14 protein-coding genes and 1 pseudogene are annotated in these 17,666 nt (G+C 69.8%); 12 read left to right on the top strand and 3 right to left on the bottom strand.

Annotated elements, in window-relative coordinates; genetic code table 11:
* Positions 1-105: 105 nt before the first annotated feature.
* From IQ210_RS44830 to IQ210_RS44805, 6 genes are all read left to right on the top strand, one after another.
* Positions 106-1,707 (top strand): glycosyltransferase family 2 protein, encoded by a 1,602-nt coding sequence (locus tag IQ210_RS44830; protein ID WP_194085037.1) that lies wholly within the window; start codon positions 106-108, stop codon positions 1,705-1,707.
* The gene (locus IQ210_RS44825; RefSeq protein WP_407699749.1) at positions 1,704-2,747 is read left to right on the top strand and encodes a glycoside hydrolase family 26 protein; all 1,044 of its coding nucleotides are present in this window, start codon (positions 1,704-1,706) and stop codon (positions 2,745-2,747) included. The genes IQ210_RS44830 and IQ210_RS44825 overlap by 4 nt, the downstream gene beginning before the upstream one ends.
* Positions 2,744-4,615, top strand: coding sequence for an ArnT family glycosyltransferase (locus IQ210_RS44820; RefSeq protein WP_228049588.1), 1,872 nt, complete (start codon positions 2,744-2,746; stop codon positions 4,613-4,615). The genes IQ210_RS44825 and IQ210_RS44820 overlap by 4 nt, the downstream gene beginning before the upstream one ends.
* A complete protein-coding gene (locus IQ210_RS44815; protein WP_194085036.1) occupies positions 4,612-6,438 on the top strand; it encodes a glycosyltransferase family 39 protein in 1,827 nt (608 codons plus the stop codon). The genes IQ210_RS44820 and IQ210_RS44815 overlap by 4 nt, the downstream gene beginning before the upstream one ends.
* An 85-nt stretch (positions 6,439-6,523) precedes the next feature.
* Positions 6,524-7,285 carry a polyprenol monophosphomannose synthase gene (locus IQ210_RS44810; protein WP_079308648.1) on the top strand — a complete coding sequence of 254 codons (762 nt, stop codon included), beginning with the start codon at positions 6,524-6,526 and terminating at the stop codon, positions 7,283-7,285.
* A 9-nt stretch (positions 7,286-7,294) separates the two neighbouring features.
* Complete coding sequence (locus tag IQ210_RS44805) at positions 7,295-7,861, top strand: GtrA family protein (RefSeq protein WP_194085035.1); 567 nt, start codon at positions 7,295-7,297, stop codon at positions 7,859-7,861.
* Between the two features lie 14 nt (positions 7,862-7,875).
* Here the strand turns inward: IQ210_RS44805 and IQ210_RS44800 are convergent, their stop codons facing one another.
* Positions 7,876-8,763 carry a hypothetical protein gene (locus IQ210_RS44800; protein WP_194085034.1) on the bottom strand — a complete coding sequence of 296 codons (888 nt, stop codon included), beginning with the start codon at positions 8,761-8,763 and terminating at the stop codon, positions 7,876-7,878.
* Between the two features lie 261 nt (positions 8,764-9,024).
* Between IQ210_RS44800 and rplM the strand changes: the two genes are divergently transcribed.
* The 3 genes from rplM (at position 9,025) to glmM (ending at position 11,601) form a co-directional block, all read left to right on the top strand.
* Complete coding sequence (gene rplM / locus IQ210_RS44795) at positions 9,025-9,468, top strand: 50S ribosomal protein L13 (RefSeq protein ID WP_194085033.1); 444 nt, start codon at positions 9,025-9,027, stop codon at positions 9,466-9,468.
* Positions 9,469-9,511: 43 nt separating this feature from the next.
* Entirely contained in the window at positions 9,512-10,033 is a 522-nt protein-coding gene (rpsI, locus tag IQ210_RS44790; RefSeq protein WP_059192889.1) for a 30S ribosomal protein S9, read from the top strand.
* Between the two features lie 209 nt (positions 10,034-10,242).
* A complete protein-coding gene (gene glmM / locus IQ210_RS44785) occupies positions 10,243-11,601 on the top strand; it encodes a phosphoglucosamine mutase (protein WP_194085032.1) in 1,359 nt (452 codons plus the stop codon).
* A 109-nt stretch (positions 11,602-11,710) separates the two neighbouring features.
* Here glmM and IQ210_RS44780 read toward each other — a convergent pair whose 3' ends face one another.
* The gene (locus tag IQ210_RS44780; RefSeq protein ID WP_194085031.1) at positions 11,711-12,649 is read right to left on the bottom strand and encodes a DUF389 domain-containing protein; all 939 of its coding nucleotides are present in this window, start codon (positions 12,647-12,649) and stop codon (positions 11,711-11,713) included.
* Positions 12,650-12,681: 32 nt separating this feature from the next.
* Positions 12,682-13,671 carry a type I pantothenate kinase gene (coaA, locus tag IQ210_RS44775; RefSeq protein ID WP_194085030.1) on the bottom strand — a complete coding sequence of 330 codons (990 nt, stop codon included), beginning with the start codon at positions 13,669-13,671 and terminating at the stop codon, positions 12,682-12,684.
* Between the two features lie 169 nt (positions 13,672-13,840).
* Here coaA and glmS point away from each other — a divergent pair, with 169 nt between their 5' ends.
* The 3 genes and pseudogenes from glmS to IQ210_RS44760 form a co-directional block, all read left to right on the top strand.
* Positions 13,841-15,688 carry a glutamine--fructose-6-phosphate transaminase (isomerizing) gene (glmS, locus tag IQ210_RS44770; protein WP_194085029.1) on the top strand — a complete coding sequence of 616 codons (1,848 nt, stop codon included), beginning with the start codon at positions 13,841-13,843 and terminating at the stop codon, positions 15,686-15,688.
* A 33-nt stretch (positions 15,689-15,721) separates the two neighbouring features.
* Complete coding sequence (locus IQ210_RS44765; RefSeq protein ID WP_194085028.1) at positions 15,722-16,093, top strand: holo-ACP synthase; 372 nt, start codon at positions 15,722-15,724, stop codon at positions 16,091-16,093.
* A gap of 19 nt (positions 16,094-16,112) precedes the next feature.
* Positions 16,113-17,525, top strand: a pseudogene (locus IQ210_RS44760) (NAD(P)H-hydrate dehydratase); the annotation flags it as partial.
* Positions 17,526-17,666: the final 141 nt, after the last annotated feature.

Below are 17,666 nucleotides of genomic sequence, written 5' to 3'. Positions count from 1 at the left end.
GTTATGCTTTCGAACTCCGGTTGAAGGTTTGAACGGATTCATGGGGCAGCCGGACATCAGGGTGGGGATCACCGGGCCGTTGAGGGCCCCGGGGGGTTTGTTTTCATGAGCAGTGCAGTACGCGCTGATGCGCGTGCGCCTCAGCAGCGCAGGCGGCGCAAGGGTGTGCAGAGTCACGGCCTGCTGCCGCAGCCGCCGGACGACGCGGAGAAGTACTCGTACACGCGTCGGCACCTATGGGTGCTGACGGTCGGGTCGCTGATCAGTTTCGCGTGCCTCGCCGTCAGCCAGTTCCTGTTCACGGCGTCCAGCCCGTGGTTCTGGCTGACCATGCCGTTGCTCGCCATCGTCGTCGCGGACTACCTCATCTCGCTCTACCTCGACGGACTCAGCAGCGACTTCGACGTCCGCGCGCACAAGGCCCTCGTGCGTGCGTGGCGGCCTGCGGTCCACCCGAGTGTCGACGTCTTCCTTCCGGTGTGCGGTGAACCCCTGGAGGTGCTCCACAACACCTGGGTCAACGTCAACCGGCTCGCCGACACCTACCGAGGCGTGGTCAACGTCTACGTCCTCGACGACGCCGCCGACTCCGAGGTCGGCGCCATGGCGCAGGACTTCGGTTTCCACTACGTCGTGCGCGAGAACCGCGGCTGGTTCAAGAAGGCCGGCAACCTCCACCACGCCTTCGGCATCACGCACGGCGACCACATCCTGATCCTCGACGCCGACTTCGCGCCCCGTGCCGATCTGCTCGACGAACTGCTGCCGTACATGGACGCGGACCCCAGCGTCGGCATCGTGCAGTCGCCGCAGTTCTTCCGCATCACCGACCGGCAGAACTGGATCGAGCGCGGGGCCGGTGCGGTACAGGAGCAGTTCTACCGCTCCGTGCAGACCTCCCGTGAGGACAAGGACGGCTCGATCTGCGTCGGCTCGTGCGCGGTCTACCGGCGCGCGGCGCTCGCGGAGATCGGGGGCATCACGCTCATCGAGCACTCCGAGGACATGTACACCGGCTTCGACCTCAGAGCGCTCGGCTGGAAGCTGCGGTACGTCCCGGTCGCCCTGTCGGCGGGCGTCTGCCCGGACACCGCCGGCGCCTTCCACAACCAGCAGTACCGCTGGTGCATGGGCTCGCTGGAGCTGATCACCGGCAAGCGGTTCTGGGAGCTGGACCTGAAGTTCCAGACCCGCCTGTGCTACATCTCCGGGTTCCTCTACTACATCCAGACGGCGCTGGCGACGTTCCTGATGCCGATCATCCCGCTGTCGCTGCTGGTGCTGCGCCCCGATCTGATGCGCGCCCAGGCGGCGATGTGGGTGCTGCCCAGCGTGGCCTACGTGACGCTGGTGCTGCCGCTGTGGCACCGGGCGCCGTACCGCCTGGAGGCCTGGGCGGTGCGGATGATGTACGGCTGGTCGCATGTCTTCGCCGTGTGGGACATGCTGCGCGGCCGTCCGATGGGCTGGAAGCCGACCGGTTCGCAGGGCGCCAAGAAGAACGGCATGCGCCGCTACTGGATCGGCATGATCGGCTGGACCGGTGGCACCGCCGCCCTGTGGGTGCTCGTCGCCGGCTGGCGGATGCTCACGGAGTACCCGCCGGACTTCGCCCTGATGCTGTCAGCAGGCCTTTTCTACGCCATTGTCGTCGGCCGTGTCCTCGTTCAGCCGCGGGCCCGGGAAACGCAGGAAGCGACCGCATGACTCTCCCCAGTTCCCCCGCCCGGGCCATGTGGCCGGTGCGGGCAGTTGCCGCTGCGCTGCTCGCCGGAGCCCTGCTCAGCGGCTGCACCACCTTCTCCGACGACGGCCGTAACGCGTACGAGCGCGCGCAGGGCGAGGAGCCGGGCGCCACGGCCGACGCGACCGAGTCCGAGAAGCCGGAGCCGCCGTACGACGTGCGGCCGCTGCTCCAGCCGGACAAGGAGTACCTCGGGGTGGCCGCCGACGGGGCGCCCAAGAAGATGGACGCCGTCAAGGACTTCGCCGAGCGGGCGGGCAAGAAGCCCAACCTGATCGAGTTCTACTCCGCCTGGGGCGACCGCTACGAGACGAGCCTCGTCCAGAACGCCTGGGACTACGGCGGTCTCTCCTTCATCGCCTGGGAACCCTTCGACGTGGATCTCAAGGACATCGCCTCGGGCAAGGAGGACGATTACATCCGGACGTACGCGCGGTCCGTCAAGGAACTGAACCTGCCCGTGGCGCTGAGCTTCGCCCACGAGATGAACGGCTTCTGGTACCCGTGGGGCACCAAGAAGGCCACCGCCGCGCAGTTCACCGCCGCGTACAAGCACATCCATGACGTCTTCGACGACGAGGGCGCCACCCAGGTCATCTGGGTGTGGAGCCCGAACGTCGTCAACCCGATGCCGAAGGTGAAGCTCAAGCCGTACTACCCGGGCGACGACTACGTGGACTGGGTCGGGATCATCGGCTACTACGCGACGGACGGCCCGTCGACCTGGGACGCGCTCTACGGACCCTCGATCACGCAGATCCGTTCCTTCACGAAGAAACCGTTCATCATCGCGGAGACCGCGGCGCAGGCGGGCGAGCGCAAACCGGCGGACATCAAGGACCTCTTCCAGGGGACCGCGAAGCGGAAGGACTTCATCGGGTTCGTCTGGTTCAACTTCGACAAGGAGACGGACTGGCGCATCAACAGCGGTCCGTTGTCCGAGAAGACCTTCCGGGAGCAGGCCGCCGACGCCCGCTTCGGATTCGATGTGACGAAGCCATGACCGACCAGCAGCACACCTATCAGGGGTATGGCCAGAACCAGGAGCCGTACCCCCAGCAGCCCCAGCCGCGCGATCCCTGGCAGTACCAGGAGGAGCACCAGTTCTACGCGGGCGAGGCGCACCAGGGCCAGGTCGTGCCGGGCGAGGTCGTGCGCAGGGAGGTGACCGAGTCCGGCAGCTGGATGTTCGACGGTCAGATCTCCGCGTACACCGACCAGCAGACGTACGAGACCTACGCCCCGTACGACCCGTACGCCACGTACACCGCACCCACCGCGACCGTCACCGCTCCCGCCCCGGCACCGCAGCCGGCCCCCGCGCCGGTGGTGCCGGAGACGCCCGGCTATGTGCTGCCGCCCGTACCGGAGTCGGCCTGGGAGATGGACACCAAGCGCAGCCGGCTGCTCGGCCGGCTCGCGCTGCTCTGCATCCTGCTGATCCAGACCGGGCTGTCCCTGCGGCTGCGCGGGACGGCCTTCCAGGACGAGGCGCTCTACATCGCGTCCGGCCACTACGAACTGGCCAACCTGTTGCACGGCGACAAGCTGCCGGTGGACTTCGCCGCCTACTTCTCCGGGCACCCCAAGCTGTACCCGGTGGTCGCGGCCGTCGTGGACAGCCAGTTCGGCCTGACGGGCGTACGGCTGCTCAGTCTCGTGTTCATGCTGGGTGCCACAGGGCTGCTCTACTCGCTCACCAGGCGCCTGTTCAACCCGCGTGCCGGGCTCGGGGCCGCAGCGCTGTTCTCGGTGCTCCAGTCGACGATCGTGCTCGGCAACTTCGCCACGTACGACGCCGCCGCCGTGTTCCTGCTCGCGCTGGCCGCCTGGGCGGTGGTGCGGACCGACCGGATGAACGTCCTGGCCGTGCTGCTCGCGGCACCGCCGGCCGCCCTGGCCTTCGGTGTGAAGTACGCGTCCGGCATGTATCTGCCGACCCTGGTGGTGCTCGCGGTGATCACCGCGCACCGGCATCGCGGCATCCGGGCGGTCGGCCGTGGGGTGGTGCTGGGCGCGGGAATCGTGGCTCTGCTCGGGATCGGCTACGTCCTCTCCGGTCCGCTGGGCGGCATCAGCTCCACGACCACCGACCGTGCGAAGGGCACGGACACCGCCGCGACGATGCTGTCGCACAGCGCGGAGTGGGGCGGGCTGGTCTTCCTGGCCGCGCTCGGCGGCTCGATCGCGTACGCGCTGCGCGCGCGGATGGGCGAGATGCCGTGGCTCGGCGCCGAGACCTCGGGGCGCTGGCGGCGTGTTGCGCTCGGCCTGGTGCTGACGGGGACCGCGCTGCTGGCCCCCGCGTACCAGATCCACCTTCACACCGAGATCTCGCTCTACAAGCACGTCGGCTTCGGGCTGCTCTTCGCGGCGCCGATGGCCGGCCTCGGAATGGCCCGCCTGGTCGGTCCGCACTTCCGGCATCCGCAGCTCGGGATCCTGCTGTACGTCCTGACGCTGGTGTTCGGCATGGTGCAGGCCCAGCGCGCGTACAGCTTCCCGGACTCCACGCAGATGACCGACTACCTGCGCACGGTCGTCGACAAGAAGGGCACCTACCTCGCCGAGGAGCAGGAGGTCCCCGCCTACTACCTGCGGGACAAGACCGACTGGAACCAGTGGCAGAACACCTACTTCATGGACTACCGCGGCAAGGACGGCAAGCAGTACACCGGCCCCGATGCCTTCCGGCAGGCGGTTCGTGACGGAAAGTTCGACGCGATCGTGATGCATGGCTCGGTCAGCCCGGCGACGTACGCAGCGGTCAAGGAGGGGTTGAAGAACAACTCCCACTACCGGCTGGCGGCGGTGTTCCCGTTCACCACGAGCAGCGGAGAGAGCGCCTACCGGATTTGGGTGAAGCGATGAGCCACGACGCGGTCACGCGCCAGAACGGGGGATACCCCGAGGGCCAGGACCCGTTCGCCGAGTACGACGCCTACGTCGCCGGGGCCTCCCAGCAGCAGTACCAGGGGCAGGGCAGCGGGTACCCCGGGTACCCGGCCCAGGACGCCTACGCCCACCCGGGGCAGGGGCAGCAGCCGTACGCGGAGTACGCGCCGTACGGCACCGCCACCCCGGCGGCCCCCGCGGCACCCGTCGCACCGGCACCGGTCGCCCCGGAGCCGTCCGCGGAGGAGGCCGGGGAGGACGAGCCCGAGGATGCGAAGGGCGGCCGGTTCGCCACCGCTGTGACGTTTCTGCTGCCCACTGTGCTCGCCTTCGGCATGATCTGGCGCGGGATCGGCGACCGTGAGCTGTGGCGTGACGAGCACGCCACCTGGTGGGCGGCCACGCTGTCGTTCCACGATCTGAGCCAGCTGATCCGCTCGATCGACGTCGTGTTCACGCCGTACTACGTGATGATGCACATCTGGATCGCGGTCGCCGGGGACTCCCCGACCGCGATGCGCATCCCGGGCGCCGTGGCCATGGCCGCGTCGGCGGGGCTGCTCGCCCTGCTCGGTCGGCGGCTGTTCACCACGCAGGTGGGCGTCACCGCCGGACTCGCTTTCGCCGTCGTACCGCTGACCACCCGGTACGGCCAGGAGATCCGGCCGTACGCCTTCGCCGTCGCCGCGGTCCTGCTGTCGACGCTGCTGCTCGCGCGGGCCCTGGACCGGCCCTCGTTCAAGGGCTGGATCGCCTACACGGTGTCCGTGCCGCTGATCGGCTGGAGCCATCTGGCCTCCCTCGCGGTGCTCGCCCCGCACCTGGCCATGGTGCTGCTCAAGCGGCGGGCGGGAGACCGGATCGTCGGCTGGGCCTACTTCGCGGCCTGTGGCCTGGGCGTGTGCTTCGTCACGCCGATGGCCATCTCGGGCTCGGGGCAGAGCGGCCAGATCGCGTGGAACAACCCGGTGCTGCAGGACCTGATCGATTTCCCGAAGAACCTGTTCGGCTCCTGGGCGGTGGCCGTACCCGTCATGGCACTCGGCGTGATCGGGCTGTTCTTCGCGGGCCGATGGGCCCTTCCGCTCGCGCTCTGGATCGTGCTGCCACCCGTGGCGACCTACGCCACCGCCGCTCAGCTGCACCTCTTCCTGCCGCGCTATCTGCTGTTCACCGCGCCCGCGTGGGTGCTGCTCGCGTCCGTGGCCGTGGGCCGGCTCGCCGGTCCCGTGGTCGGTGCCAAGGCCGGGTCCGGCGCCGCCGTGCGGCGAGGTCTGGGATGGGCGCTGGCCGCGGCCGCGGTCGCCGGGCTGGCCTTCCAGGCGCTGCCGGGCCTCCGCGAGACCCGGCACAACGCGCTGGGCGAGCCGGACTTCCGCGGCGCGGCCCGGATCGTCCTGGACGAGCAGCGCAAGGGCGACGGCATCGCCTTCAGCGGTGTGATGAGCGAGCGCCGGGCCATGGACTACGAACTGCGGGACGCCGGCATGCGGCCGCGGGACGTGCTGATGTACCGCACTCCGCAGCAGCAGGCTTCGTTCGGTGCGACCGAGTGCCCGCATCCCCGGAGCTGCCTGGTGAAGGCCAAGCGGCTGTGGGTGGTCTCGACGACCCTCGACGGACAGCCGTTCAGCGGCATGCCGAAGGCGACGCAGACCGCGGTCGAGAAGACCTTCCGGGTGGTGAAGACCCGCAAGCTGGACTCCCTCCAGCTGGTGCTCCTGGAGCGCCGCAAGGGTGCCACGGGGGACTCGGCCGAGGACCAGGACGACGCCGCCCGCCGCAAGGTGCACGCCTGAGGAAAGGATTCCGGGCGCGGGACAGGCCCGTGACCCGGTGGGGGAGAGGCACTATCCAGGCCTCTAGGGGAGGGAAGAGAAAGACATGACGGGCTACGACAGATACCCCGGCGTCCCGGTCACCATCGTGATGCCGACCTACAACGAGGCAGCCAACCTGCCTCGCATGGCCGAGCTGGTGCTCGGGCTGCCCATCGACGGGCTGCATCTGAAGATCGTCGACGACTCCAGCCCCGACGGCACCGGGCGGATCGCCGAGGAGCTCGCCGAGAAGTACAACTGGGACGGGCGGCGCCGGATGAGCGTGCTGCACCGGACCGAGAAGGACGGGCTCGGGCGCGCCTACGTCGCGGGCATGACCGCCGCGCTCGACGAGGGGGCCGCGTACGTCGTCCAGATGGACGCCGACGGCAGCCACCCCGTGGAAGCGGTCCCACGCATGCTCGGCACGGCCGTGGCCTCCGGCGTCGGTCTGGTCGTCGGCAGCCGGTACGTCGAGGGCGGCTCGCTGGACGAGGAGTGGGGCAAGCACCGCGTGCTGCTCTCCCGCTTCGCCAACCGCTACGCCCGGACCGTGCTCGGCACCAAGATCCGGGACATCACGGCCGGCTTCAACCTGTGGTCCGCCGCCACCCTGCGTGACGTCGACCTCGCCACTCTGGACAGCGCCGGCTACAGCTTCCAGGTCGAGCTGAAGTTCAAGGCCGTGCGCGCCGGACACAGCGCCGTCGAGATCCCGATCCGCTTCGAGGAGCGCACCGAGGGCGTCTCCAAGATGAACCTGTCCACGCAGATCGAGTCGGCCCTGGTGCCGCTGCGGCTGCGGATGCGCAACCGGCGGGGCTGAGCCGGGATCATGAGCGGACGGCACGCGATTCCCTCACGGTTCGGCAAGCTGTACCGCGAGGTGGCCAAGTTCGGCCTGGTGGGGGCCTCGGGATTCGTGGTCAACCTCGGGGTCTTCAACGTCATCACGGGCGTCCTCGGATGGCCGCCCGTGCGGGCGGGCGTCCTGGCGACGGCCGTCGCCATCCTGACCAACTACCTGGGCCTGCGGTACTTCACCTACCGGGACCGCGACCAGGACACGCGGATGCGCCGGCGCAAGGAGATGGGGCTCTTCCTCTTCTTCAGCGCGATCGGGCTGGTCATCGAGAACGGGGTGCTCTACGTCACCACGTACGGCCTCGGCCTCGACGGCACGCTCGCCACGAACGTCTGCAAGTTCTTCGGCATCGGCGTCGCAACGCTGTTCCGGTTCTGGTCGTACCGGACATGGGTCTTCCGGGCCGTGGCCCGGCGGCCGGAGCACCCCGCGCCGGTGGCGCGGGGCGGAGCGGCGGTCGCCGAGCCGGTGCTGAACGTCCCCTGGGAGACCTCCTGGGAGACCACCTCCTGGGAGACCTCTTGGGAGACCCGATAGAGACCTGGTAGCGCCTACTGGTTCGCCGCCGCCGAGGCCTGGGCCTCGCCGCGGCGGCGGATCTGGCGGAAGGTGAACTCGGCCAGGTCGTTGCCGGTCTTCTCGACCTGGGTGCTCTTCGTCGTGACGTCCTTGCCGTTGAGGAAACCGGCGGTGGTGAAGTAGGCGTAGCGGCCGTAGGAATTGGTCGTCGTGCGGCACACCGCGGCGTTGCAGAACGGCTTGATCCCGTCGCCGGACAGGGAGGCGATGACGCTCTTGTCGTCGGCCTGGCCCTTGGCCTTCCGCGCCTCGGCCTCGGTGTCGAAGACGGCCACGCCGACCGTGACGGCGACGCCGTCCTTCATGTACGACACCCGCATCACGCTGGTGCAGCCGTTGGCGGTGAGGACCTTGCCGAGGGTGCCGTTGGCGTTGGCGGCCGAGGCGCACTTCTTGGTGTCGGCCGTGGCGCCCTTCTTGTAGACCGTCTCTCCCATGGTCAGCTGCGTGCCGGGGAAGAGGATCTCCGCGCTGAGCGGGGCCGTGTCCTTGGTCCTGCTGGAGATGAAGTCCTTCGGGTCCAGCGGCGGCGGGGCGCTGGTCGGCGCGAAGGACGGGTCCGTCGCGGACTGGCTCGGGATGTCCGCCGTCGCGGGCAGCGAGGACGTGGTGGACGCCTCGTCGTCGCCGCCGTTGGCGGAGACCACGGCCATGGCGACGGCGGTGCCTATCGCCGCGGTGGCGAGGGCGCCGCCGACGATGAACAGCAGCTTGCGCCGCTTGTTACGGGTCTCCGATGCCTCGGCGAGGGCCGCCCAGTCCGGGGTCTGGCCGTCGTTGCCGCCGTTCCACGGCTGCTGGGAATTCGGTTTCCAGGGATCCCACTGGGACTGGGGTCCCCCCTGCTGCCCAAAGCTCATGGGGCGCATCATAGAGGGGGGACGCGTGGGGCTGCCGGGGTCGCTCGTTTTGACCCGTCCGGGGTAGCGCTAGTACCCTTCCAGTTTGTTATGCGTATTGGCTAGGTCGTACTTACGCCAGAAGCCCTTACGTAGGTTCCCTGGAGCAGTTACCAGTGGGCGGCATACGGGCAGCGTTCCCGGCTTCTGTCGTCCCCAGCTGCACGATCGCTTCAAGGATGCCTTGTGTCAGCACCCATCCCTGAAGAAGAAGGCTGAGAAGTGCGTACGTACAGCCCTAAGCCCGGCGATGTGACTCGCCAGTGGCACATCATTGACGCTCAGGACGTCGTCCTGGGCCGTCTCGCCACCACCGCCGCGAACCTCCTCCGTGGCAAGCACAAGCCGACCTATGCCCCGCACATGGACATGGGCGACTTCGTCATCATCATCAACGCCGACAAGGTGCACCTGTCCGGCAACAAGCGGACCCAGAAGCTGGCGTACCGCCACTCCGGCTACCCGGGCGGTCTGCGTTCCGTCCGCTACGACGACCTGCTCCGTGACAACCCGGAGAAGGCTGTCGAGAAGGCCATCAAGGGCATGGTTCCCAAGAACTCCCTGGGCCGTCAGATGCTCTCGAAGCTGAAGGTCTACTCGGGCGACCAGCACCCGCACGCTGCCCAGCAGCCGGTGCCGTTCGAGATCACCCAGGTCGCGCAGTAGTTCCGGCCACCCCCTAAGACAGAAAAGAAATCTGAGGAGCATCGTGGCCGAGACCACCGCTGAGCAGCCGGTCGAAGAGACCGAGCTTGTCGACATCGACAGCTACACCACCGAGTCGGACGTCCCCGTCGAGGGCGAGTACACCTCCGAGTCGCTCGCGTCCCGCTTCGGCGACCCGCAGCCGGCCGCCGGCCTGGGCCGTCGCAAGAACGCCATCGCCCGCGTCCGGATCGTCCCGGGCACCGGCAAGTGGAAGATCAACGGTCGCACCCTCGAGGACTACTTCCCGAACAAGGTGCACCAGCAGGAAGTCAACGAGCCCTTCAAGGTGCTCGAGCTCGAGGGCCGCTACGACGTCATCGCCCGCATCGCGGGTGGCGGTGTCTCCGGTCAGGCCGGTGCGCTCCGTCTCGGTGTCGCCCGCGCGCTGAACGAGGCCGACGTCGACAACAACCGCGGCCCGCTCAAGAAGGCCGGCTTCCTCCGCCGCGACGACCGTGCGGTCGAGCGCAAGAAGGCCGGTCTCAAGAAGGCCCGCAAGGCTCCGCAGTACAGCAAGCGTTAAGCTTCGCTGCCTGCAGCCCGTACTCGCATACGTTCGCAGTACGCAGTACGTCCGAACGCCCCGGCGGCACGCCACAGTGCCGCCGGGGCGTTCGTTTATCACAGCCGTGGGCGTATAACGGCACAAGACGCTCAAAGGCTTGTGTGATCGGGTGATCCTGGGTGATCTCCGAAGGTGACCTCGAAAGTGACGCTTCATCAGGAGGACAAGTGGGACGACTCTTCGGCACGGACGGCGTGCGCGGCGTCGCCAACGCGGACCTGACCGCCGAGATGGCGCTCGGTCTGTCCGTCGCGGCGGCCCACGTGCTGGCCGAGGCGGGCACCTTCGAGGGCCACCGGCCGACGGCGGTGGTCGGACGGGACCCGCGTGCGTCCGGGGAGTTCCTGGAGGCCGCCGTGGTGGCGGGCCTGGCGAGCGCCGGCGTCGACGTCCTGAAGGTCGGCGTGCTGCCGACCCCGGCCGTGGCGTATCTCACGGGTGTGCTCGGCGCCGACCTCGGCGTCATGCTCTCCGCCAGCCACAACGCGATGCCCGACAACGGCGTCAAGTTCCTCGCCCGCGGCGGGCACAAGCTCGACGACGAGCTGGAGGACCGGATCGAGGCGGTCTACGAGGCCCACCGGCACGGCGAGCCGTGGGAGCGGCCGACCGGTGCGGGGGTCGGGCGGGTGCGGGAGTACCTGGAGGGCTTCGATCAGTACGTCGCCCATCTGATCGGTGTGCTGCCGAACCGGCTCGACGGGCTGAAGATCGTCCTCGACGAGGCGCACGGTGCCGCGGCGCGGGTGTCGCCGGAGGCGTTCTCGCGGGCCGGGGCCGAGATCATCACGATCGGGGCCGACCCGGACGGGCTCAACATCAACGACGGGTGCGGGTCCACGCACCTGGGGCTGCTGAAGGCCGCCGTCATCGAGCACGGGGCCGACTTCGGTATCGCGCACGACGGGGACGCGGACCGGTGCCTTGCCGTCGACCACACCGGTGAGGAGGTCGACGGGGACCAGATCATGGCCGTCCTCGCGCTGGCCATGCGGGAGCGGTCCGCGCTTCGGGCCGACACCGTTGTCGCGACCGTCATGTCCAACCTCGGGTTCAAGCTGGCGCTTGAGCGGGAGGGGCTGACGCTGGTGCAGACGGCTGTGGGGGACCGGTATGTGCTGGAGTCGATGAAGGAGCACGGGTACGCGCTCGGGGGCGAGCAGTCCGGGCACGTGATCATTTTGGATCACGCCACCACGGGGGACGGCACCCTGACCGGGCTCATGCTCGCGGCGCGGGTCGCGGAGACCGGGCGGTCGCTGCGGGAACTGGCGGGCGTGATGGAGCGGTTGCCTCAGGTGCTGATCAATGTGCCGGATGTCGATCGGTCCCGGGTCGGGAACTCTGCTGAGCTTGCTGCTGCCGTTTCTGAGGCTGAGCGGGAACTCGGTGAGACTGGGCGGGTGTTGTTGCGGCCTTCTGGGACCGAGCCGTTGGTTCGGGTGATGGTTGAGGCCGCGGATATCGATCAGGCGCGGTCTGTGGCTGGGCGGTTGGCTGATGCCGTTAAGTCGGCGCTGGGTTAGAACGCCGGGTTGGGGGTGGGGGGGGGTCTGTGCGTTGCGGGCTGCGGGTTCGTCGTGGCTTGTCGCGCCCGCGCGGCGGTAGCCGCAAATTCAGCACAGCCCCGCGCCCCTAAAGGGCGTTGGCCTTCCGGCGCTGTGAAGACCAGAGCCACTTCTGGAACAGCAGGGTGAGTGTGCCCGCCAGGACGATCCCCAGCAGATTCAGCAGGAGTTGTTCCGTCGAGCCCCATGCCTGCTTGTACTCGCTGTAGCTGAAGGCCACCGCCGCGTTCGCCGCTGCCGGGACCGTCGTCACCGAGATGGCCACGCCCACCAGGGCGCCCGACTTGGCCGAGGTGAGGGACAGCGTGCCCGCGCAGCCGGCGAGGACCGCCACCACGAACGAGAACCAGTCCGGCCGGTAGATGAAGTTGGTGTTGGGACGCGTGGCGTCCAACTGCTCGGCGCTGAACAGGTTCACGGAGTTCATGAAGTAGCTGAAGCCCACCGTCACCACCATCGCCACCGCGAACCCCACCAGCAGGGCGGTCAGGGAGCGCAGTGCCAGGCGGGGGTGGCGTTGGACGATGGACGTGCTGAAGGCGGCCAGGGGGCCGAACTCCGGGCCCACGGCCATGGCGCCGACGATGAGGATCGCGTTGTCGAGGACCACGCCGCAGGCCGCGATCATGGTGGCCAGGGTGATGAAGGCGACGTAGGTGATGGAGAGCGTGGACTCCTCGTGGGTGGCGTCCGTCAGGTGCTCCCAGAGGACCGCGTCCGCGCCCTCGCCGGGTGCCTCCTCCTCGGCCTTGTCCGCTCGCCTCGACAGCGACAGGTCGATGTTCTCGACCGCGATCGAACCGGTCTTGTCGAGGTCCAACTCCTGCAGCGCGCTGATGAGTTCGTCGCCCGCCTCGCGGGCCACGTCGCACATCACCACGTCCCCGGCCGGGTTGCGGGCGGTGCCCGGCAGGACGACCAGGTGCGTGGTGCCGACGGTCTTCTCGATCAGGCGGACCACGTCGTCCGTCCTGTCGGACGGAGTGATCAGGCGCAGATGCAGCATGACGCCTTTTCTAACAGGCCCCGGTCACTTGTTCACAGCTTGCGGAGACTCAGGCGGCGGACCTTGTGGTCCGGGCCCTTGCGGATGACCAGGGTGGCGCGGCCCCGGGTGGGGGCGATGTTCTCGATCAGGTTCGGCTTGTTGATGGTCCGCCACTGGGTGCGGGCGTAGTCGAGGGCTTCTTCCTCGGAGACCTGGGTGTACTTGCGGAAGTACGAGTTGGGGTCCTGGAAGGCCGTCTGGCGCAGCTTCTTGAAGCGGTTGAGGTACCAGCGCTCGACGTCGTCGGGGTTGGCGTCGATGTAGACGCTGAAGTCGAAGTAGTCGGCGAGGCCCACGCGGGTGCGGCCGTCCTTGCCGGGGAGCGCCGGCTGGAGGACGTTGAGGCCCTCGACGATCAGGATGTCCGGGCGGCGCACGACGAGCTTCTCGTCGGGGACGATGTCGTAGATGAGGTGCGAGTAGACGGGTGCCGTGACCTCGTCCTTGCCGGCCTTGATGTCGGCGACGAACTTGGTCAGGGCCCGGCGGTCGTACGACTCGGGGAAGCCCTTCCTGGACATCAGGCCGCGCGCCTGGAGCTCCTTGGTGGGGAGCAGGAAGCCGTCCGTCGTCACGCGCTCCACGCGCGGGTGCTCGGGCCAGCGGGAGAGCAGGGCCTGGAGGAGCCGGGCGACCGTGGACTTGCCGCCGGCGACCGAGCCCGCGACCCCTATGACGAACGGGGTGCCGGTCTGGGTGCCGGTCTCGCCGAGGAAGGTGTTCAGGGCGCCTCTGAGGCCGTCCGTGGCGCCGACGTAGAGGTTGAGGAGGCGGGAGAGCGGGAGGTAGATGTCCCGCACCTCGTCGAGGTCGATGACGTCACCGAGGCCGCGCAGCCGCTCGACCTCCTCCGCCGTCAGGGGCAGGGGCGTCTTGTCGCGCAGCGCGCTCCACTCGGCACGGGTGAGGTCGACGTAGGGAGTCGCCTCCGGCTTGTTCCGGTGGGCGCTCCGGGGGGTCGAGGAGACCGGAGAGATCACAGTCCATTGTTAACGGAGTTTGAACGAGATGGCGGGTGGGGTCCGTCACGCCTCCAGCGAGGCTCGTACGCCCATGTCCTTACCACCGCGTTCGTATGGCCGTGGGAATTTCCGATATCGGGCACGCGGAAGCCCTTTCGGCCGGGCGGGGATGCGTAGGCTGCCGCGCATGTGCGGAATCGTGGGATACGTGGGGTCGCAGTCTGCGCTCGAGGTCGTGATGGCCGGACTGAAGCGGCTGGAGTACCGGGGGTACGACTCGGCGGGTGTCGCCGTCCTCGCCGACGGCGGGCTCGCCGCCGGGAAGAAGGCCGGGAAGCTGGTCAACCTGGAGAAGGAGCTCGTCGACCGGCCGCTGCCGACCGGCGGCACCGGGATCGGGCACACGCGCTGGGCCACGCACGGCGGGCCGACGGATGCCAACGCGCATCCGCACCTCGACAACGCGGGGCGGGTCGCGGTCGTCCACAACGGGATCATCGAGAACTTCGCCGCGCTGCGGGCCGAACTGGCCGAGCGCGGCCACGATCTGGCGTCCGAGACGGACACCGAGGTCGTCGCGCATCTGCTCGCCGAGGAGTTCTCCTCGGCCGGGGACCTCGCGGAGGCGATGCGGCTGGTGTGCCGGCGCCTGGAGGGGGCGTTCACGCTGGTCGCCGTGCACGCGGACGAGCCGGACGTGGTCGTCGGGGCCCGGCGGAACTCGCCGCTCGTGGTGGGTGTGGGGGAGGGTGAGGCGTTCCTCGCGTCCGACGTGGCGGCCTTCATCGCCCACACGCGCTCGGCCATCGAACTCGGGCAGGACCAGGTCGTCGAACTGCGCCGCGACGGGGTGACGGTGACCGGCTTCGACGGCCGCCCGGCCGATGTCCGCTCGTACCACGTCGACTGGGACGCCTCGGCCGCCGAGAAGGGCGGCTACGACTACTTCATGCTCAAGGAGATCGCCGAGCAGCCCAAGGCGGTCGCCGACACGCTCCTCGGGCGCATCGACGCGGCCGGGTCGCTGACGCTGGACGAGGTGCGCATCCCGACGAGTGTGCTGCGCGAGGTCGACAAGGTCGTGGTGGTGGCGTGCGGTACGGCCTTCCACGCGGGGCTGATCGCCAAGTACGCCATCGAGCACTGGACGCGCGTCCCCTGCGAGGTGGAGCTGGCGAGCGAGTTCCGCTACCGCGACCCGATCCTGGACCCGCGGACGCTGGTGATCGCCATCTCCCAGTCCGGAGAGACCATGGACACGCTCATGGCGCTGCGGCACGCGCGCGAGCAGGGCTCCAAGGTGCTGGCCATCTGCAACACCAACGGCTCGACGATTCCGCGCGAGTCCGACGCGGTGCTCTACACGCACGCCGGGCCGGAGGTCGCGGTCGCCTCGACGAAGGCGTTCCTGACGCAGCTGGTGGCGTGCTACCTGGTCGCGCTCTATCTGGGGCAGGTGCGGGGCACCAAGTGGGGCGACGAGATCGTGGCCGTCGTCCGGGACCTGTCGAAGATCTCCGGTGAGGTGGAGAAGGTCCTGGAGACGATGGAGCCGGTACGGGCGCTCGCGCGGTCGCTCGCCGACAAGAACACGGTGCTGTTCCTGGGCCGGCACGTCGGCTACCCCGTCGCCCTCGAAGGCGCCCTGAAGCTCAAGGAACTCGCCTACATGCACGCCGAGGGGTTCGCGGCGGGTGAGCTCAAGCACGGGCCGATCGCGCTGATCGAGGACGATCTGCCGGTGGTGGTGGTCGTGCCGTCGCCGCGCGGGCGGTCGGTGCTGCACGACAAGATCGTCTCCAACATCCAGGAGATCCGGGCGCGCGGGGCGCGGACCATCGTCATCGCGGAGGAGGGGGACGAGGCGGTGGTGCCGTACGCCGACCATCTGATCCGGATTCCGGCCACCCCGACCCTGCTCCAGCCGCTGGTGGCGACCGTGCCCTTGCAGGTGTTCGCGTGCGAGCTGGCGACGGCCCGGGGCAACGAGGTGGACCAGCCCCGGAACCTGGCGAAGTCGGTGACGGTGGAGTGAGCCGGGCGGTTGCGTCCTCGTAGGGTGCTCGGCATGAGCATCATCGGCGTCGGGATCGACGTGGCGGAGATCGAGCGGTTCGAGGCGGCGCTGGAGCGGACGCCGGGCATGGCTCAACGGCTGTTCCTGGACAGCGAGTTGCTGCTGCCCAGCGGTGAGCGGCGGGGGATCGCCTCCCTCGCCGCCCGCTTCGCCGCCAAGGAGGCGCTCGCCAAGGCGCTCGGCGCGCCGGCCGGGCTGCACTGGACCGACGCCGAGGTGTACGTCGAGGAGAGCGGGCAGCCGCGGTTGCGGGTGACGGGGACGGTGGCGGCGCGGGCCGCGGAACTCGGGGTGCGGTCCTGGCACGTGTCGCTCAGCCATGACGCGGGCGTGGCCTCTGCTGTGGTGGTGGCGGAGGGGTAGTCCGGGGAGACTCGGGCGTATGCGTACTGCTTACAGCGTGGAGACGGTCAGGGCGGTCGAGCGGGAGCTGATGGCTCGGTTGCCGGAGGGAACGCTCATGCAGCGGGCGGCGGCCGGACTCGCCGCCGCCTGCGCGGACTTGCTGGGGCGGGTGTACGGCCGCCGGGTCGTGCTGCTGGTCGGGAGCGGCGACAACGGGGGCGACGCCCTGTACGCCGGGGCGCGGCTCGCGCGGCGTGGGGCTGGGGTGAGTGCCGTACTGCTGAATCCTGAGCGGGCTCATGCGGGCGGGCGCGCGGCGTTGCGGCGGGCGGGCGGTTCCGTGGTGCCGGCGGCCGGTGCGGAGGGGGTGATCCTGCGGGCCGACCTCGTGCTCGACGGCATCGTCGGGATCGGGGGCAAGGGCGGGCTGCGGGCGGACGCGGCGGCTCTGGTCGCCGTCGTCGAGCGGTCGCGGGCCGCCGTCGTCGCCGTCGATCTGCCGAGCGGGGTCGACGCGGACACCGGGGAGGTGCGCGGGGAGGCGGTACGGGCCGACCTGACCGTCACCTTCGGGACGCACAAGCCGGGGCTGCTGATCGATCCGGCGCGGGAGTACGCCGGGGTGGTGCGGCTGGTGGACATCGGGTTGACGCTGCCTGGTGAGGCCGAGGTCGAGGCCTTGCAGCATGTGGACGTGGCCGGGCTGTTGCCGGTGCCCGGGGCCGAGAGTGACAAGTACCGGCGGGGCGTGGTCGGGATCGCCGCCGGGTCCGCCCGGTATCCGGGTGCGGCTGTGCTGGCCGTCGCGGGGGCATTGCGGGGTGGGGCGGGGGCCGTGCGGTACGTCGGGCCGGCCGGGGACGCGGTCATCGCACGGTTTCCCGAGACGCTCGTGTCGGACCAGGGGCCGGCGAAGGCCGGGCGGGTGCAGGCGTGGGTCGTCGGGCCCGGGGCGGGGGACGACGCGGCGTCCGTGGCGGAGGTGCTGGAGGCGGAGGTGCCGGTGCTGATCGACGCGGACGGGTTGCGGCTGGCGGATCGGGAGGTGGTGCGGGGGCGTCGCGCGCCGACGCTGATGACTCCTCATGCGGGGGAGGCGGCGGCGTTGTTGGGGGTCGCTCGGGAGGAGGTCGAGGGGGCTCGGCTGGGGGCGGTGCGGGAGTTGGCGGGGCGGTACGGGGCGACGGTGTTGTTGAAGGGGTCGACGACGCTGGTGGCTGATGCGGGGGGTGGGGTGGTGCGGGTGAACTCGACCGGGACGGGGTGGCTGGCCACGGCGGGGAGTGGGGACGTGTTGTCGGGGCTGACGGGGTCGTTGCTGGCGGCGGGGCTTTCTGCGGTGGATGCGGGGAGTGTGGGGGCGTATCTGCATGGGTTGGCTGGGCGGCTTGCGGCGGACGGGGGGCCGGTGGGGGCGGGGGATGTGGCGGGGGGGGGGGGGGGGGGTTGGGGGGGGGGGGGGGGGGGGGGGGGGGGGGGGGGGGGGGTGGGGGGGGGGGGTGGGGGGTGGGGGGGGGGGGTGGGGGTGGTGGGTGGTGGGGGGGGGGGGGGGGGGGGGGGGGGGGGGGGGGGGGGCTCTGGGGTCGCGGTG

Source organism: Streptomyces justiciae, assembly GCF_015163075.1.
Classification (GTDB): Bacteria; Actinomycetota; Actinomycetes; order Streptomycetales; family Streptomycetaceae; genus Streptomyces; species Streptomyces justiciae.
Note: the sequence above shows the minus strand (reverse complement) of the source record. Positions and strands in the feature narration are given on the sequence as shown.

Bases quoted from the DNA above. Each gene is read 5' to 3' on its own strand.
- IQ210_RS44830 (WP_194085037.1), top strand. From the start codon at position 106: ATGAGCAGTGCAGTACGCGCTGATGCGCGTGCGCCTCAGCAGCGCAGG.
- IQ210_RS44825 (WP_407699749.1), top strand. From the start codon at position 1,704: ATGACTCTCCCCAGTTCCCCCGCCCGGGCCATGTGGCCGGTGCGGGCA.
- IQ210_RS44820 (WP_228049588.1), top strand. From the start codon at position 2,744: ATGACCGACCAGCAGCACACCTATCAGGGGTATGGCCAGAACCAGGAG.
- IQ210_RS44815 (WP_194085036.1), top strand. From the start codon at position 4,612: ATGAGCCACGACGCGGTCACGCGCCAGAACGGGGGATACCCCGAGGGC.
- IQ210_RS44810 (WP_079308648.1), top strand. From the start codon at position 6,524: ATGACGGGCTACGACAGATACCCCGGCGTCCCGGTCACCATCGTGATG.
- IQ210_RS44805 (WP_194085035.1), top strand. From the start codon at position 7,295: ATGAGCGGACGGCACGCGATTCCCTCACGGTTCGGCAAGCTGTACCGC.
- IQ210_RS44800 (WP_194085034.1), bottom strand. From the start codon at position 8,763: ATGAGCTTTGGGCAGCAGGGGGGACCCCAGTCCCAGTGGGATCCCTGG.
- IQ210_RS44780 (WP_194085031.1), bottom strand. From the start codon at position 12,649: ATGCTGCATCTGCGCCTGATCACTCCGTCCGACAGGACGGACGACGTG.
- glmS (WP_194085029.1), top strand. From the start codon at position 13,841: ATGTGCGGAATCGTGGGATACGTGGGGTCGCAGTCTGCGCTCGAGGTC.
- IQ210_RS44765 (WP_194085028.1), top strand. From the start codon at position 15,722: ATGAGCATCATCGGCGTCGGGATCGACGTGGCGGAGATCGAGCGGTTC.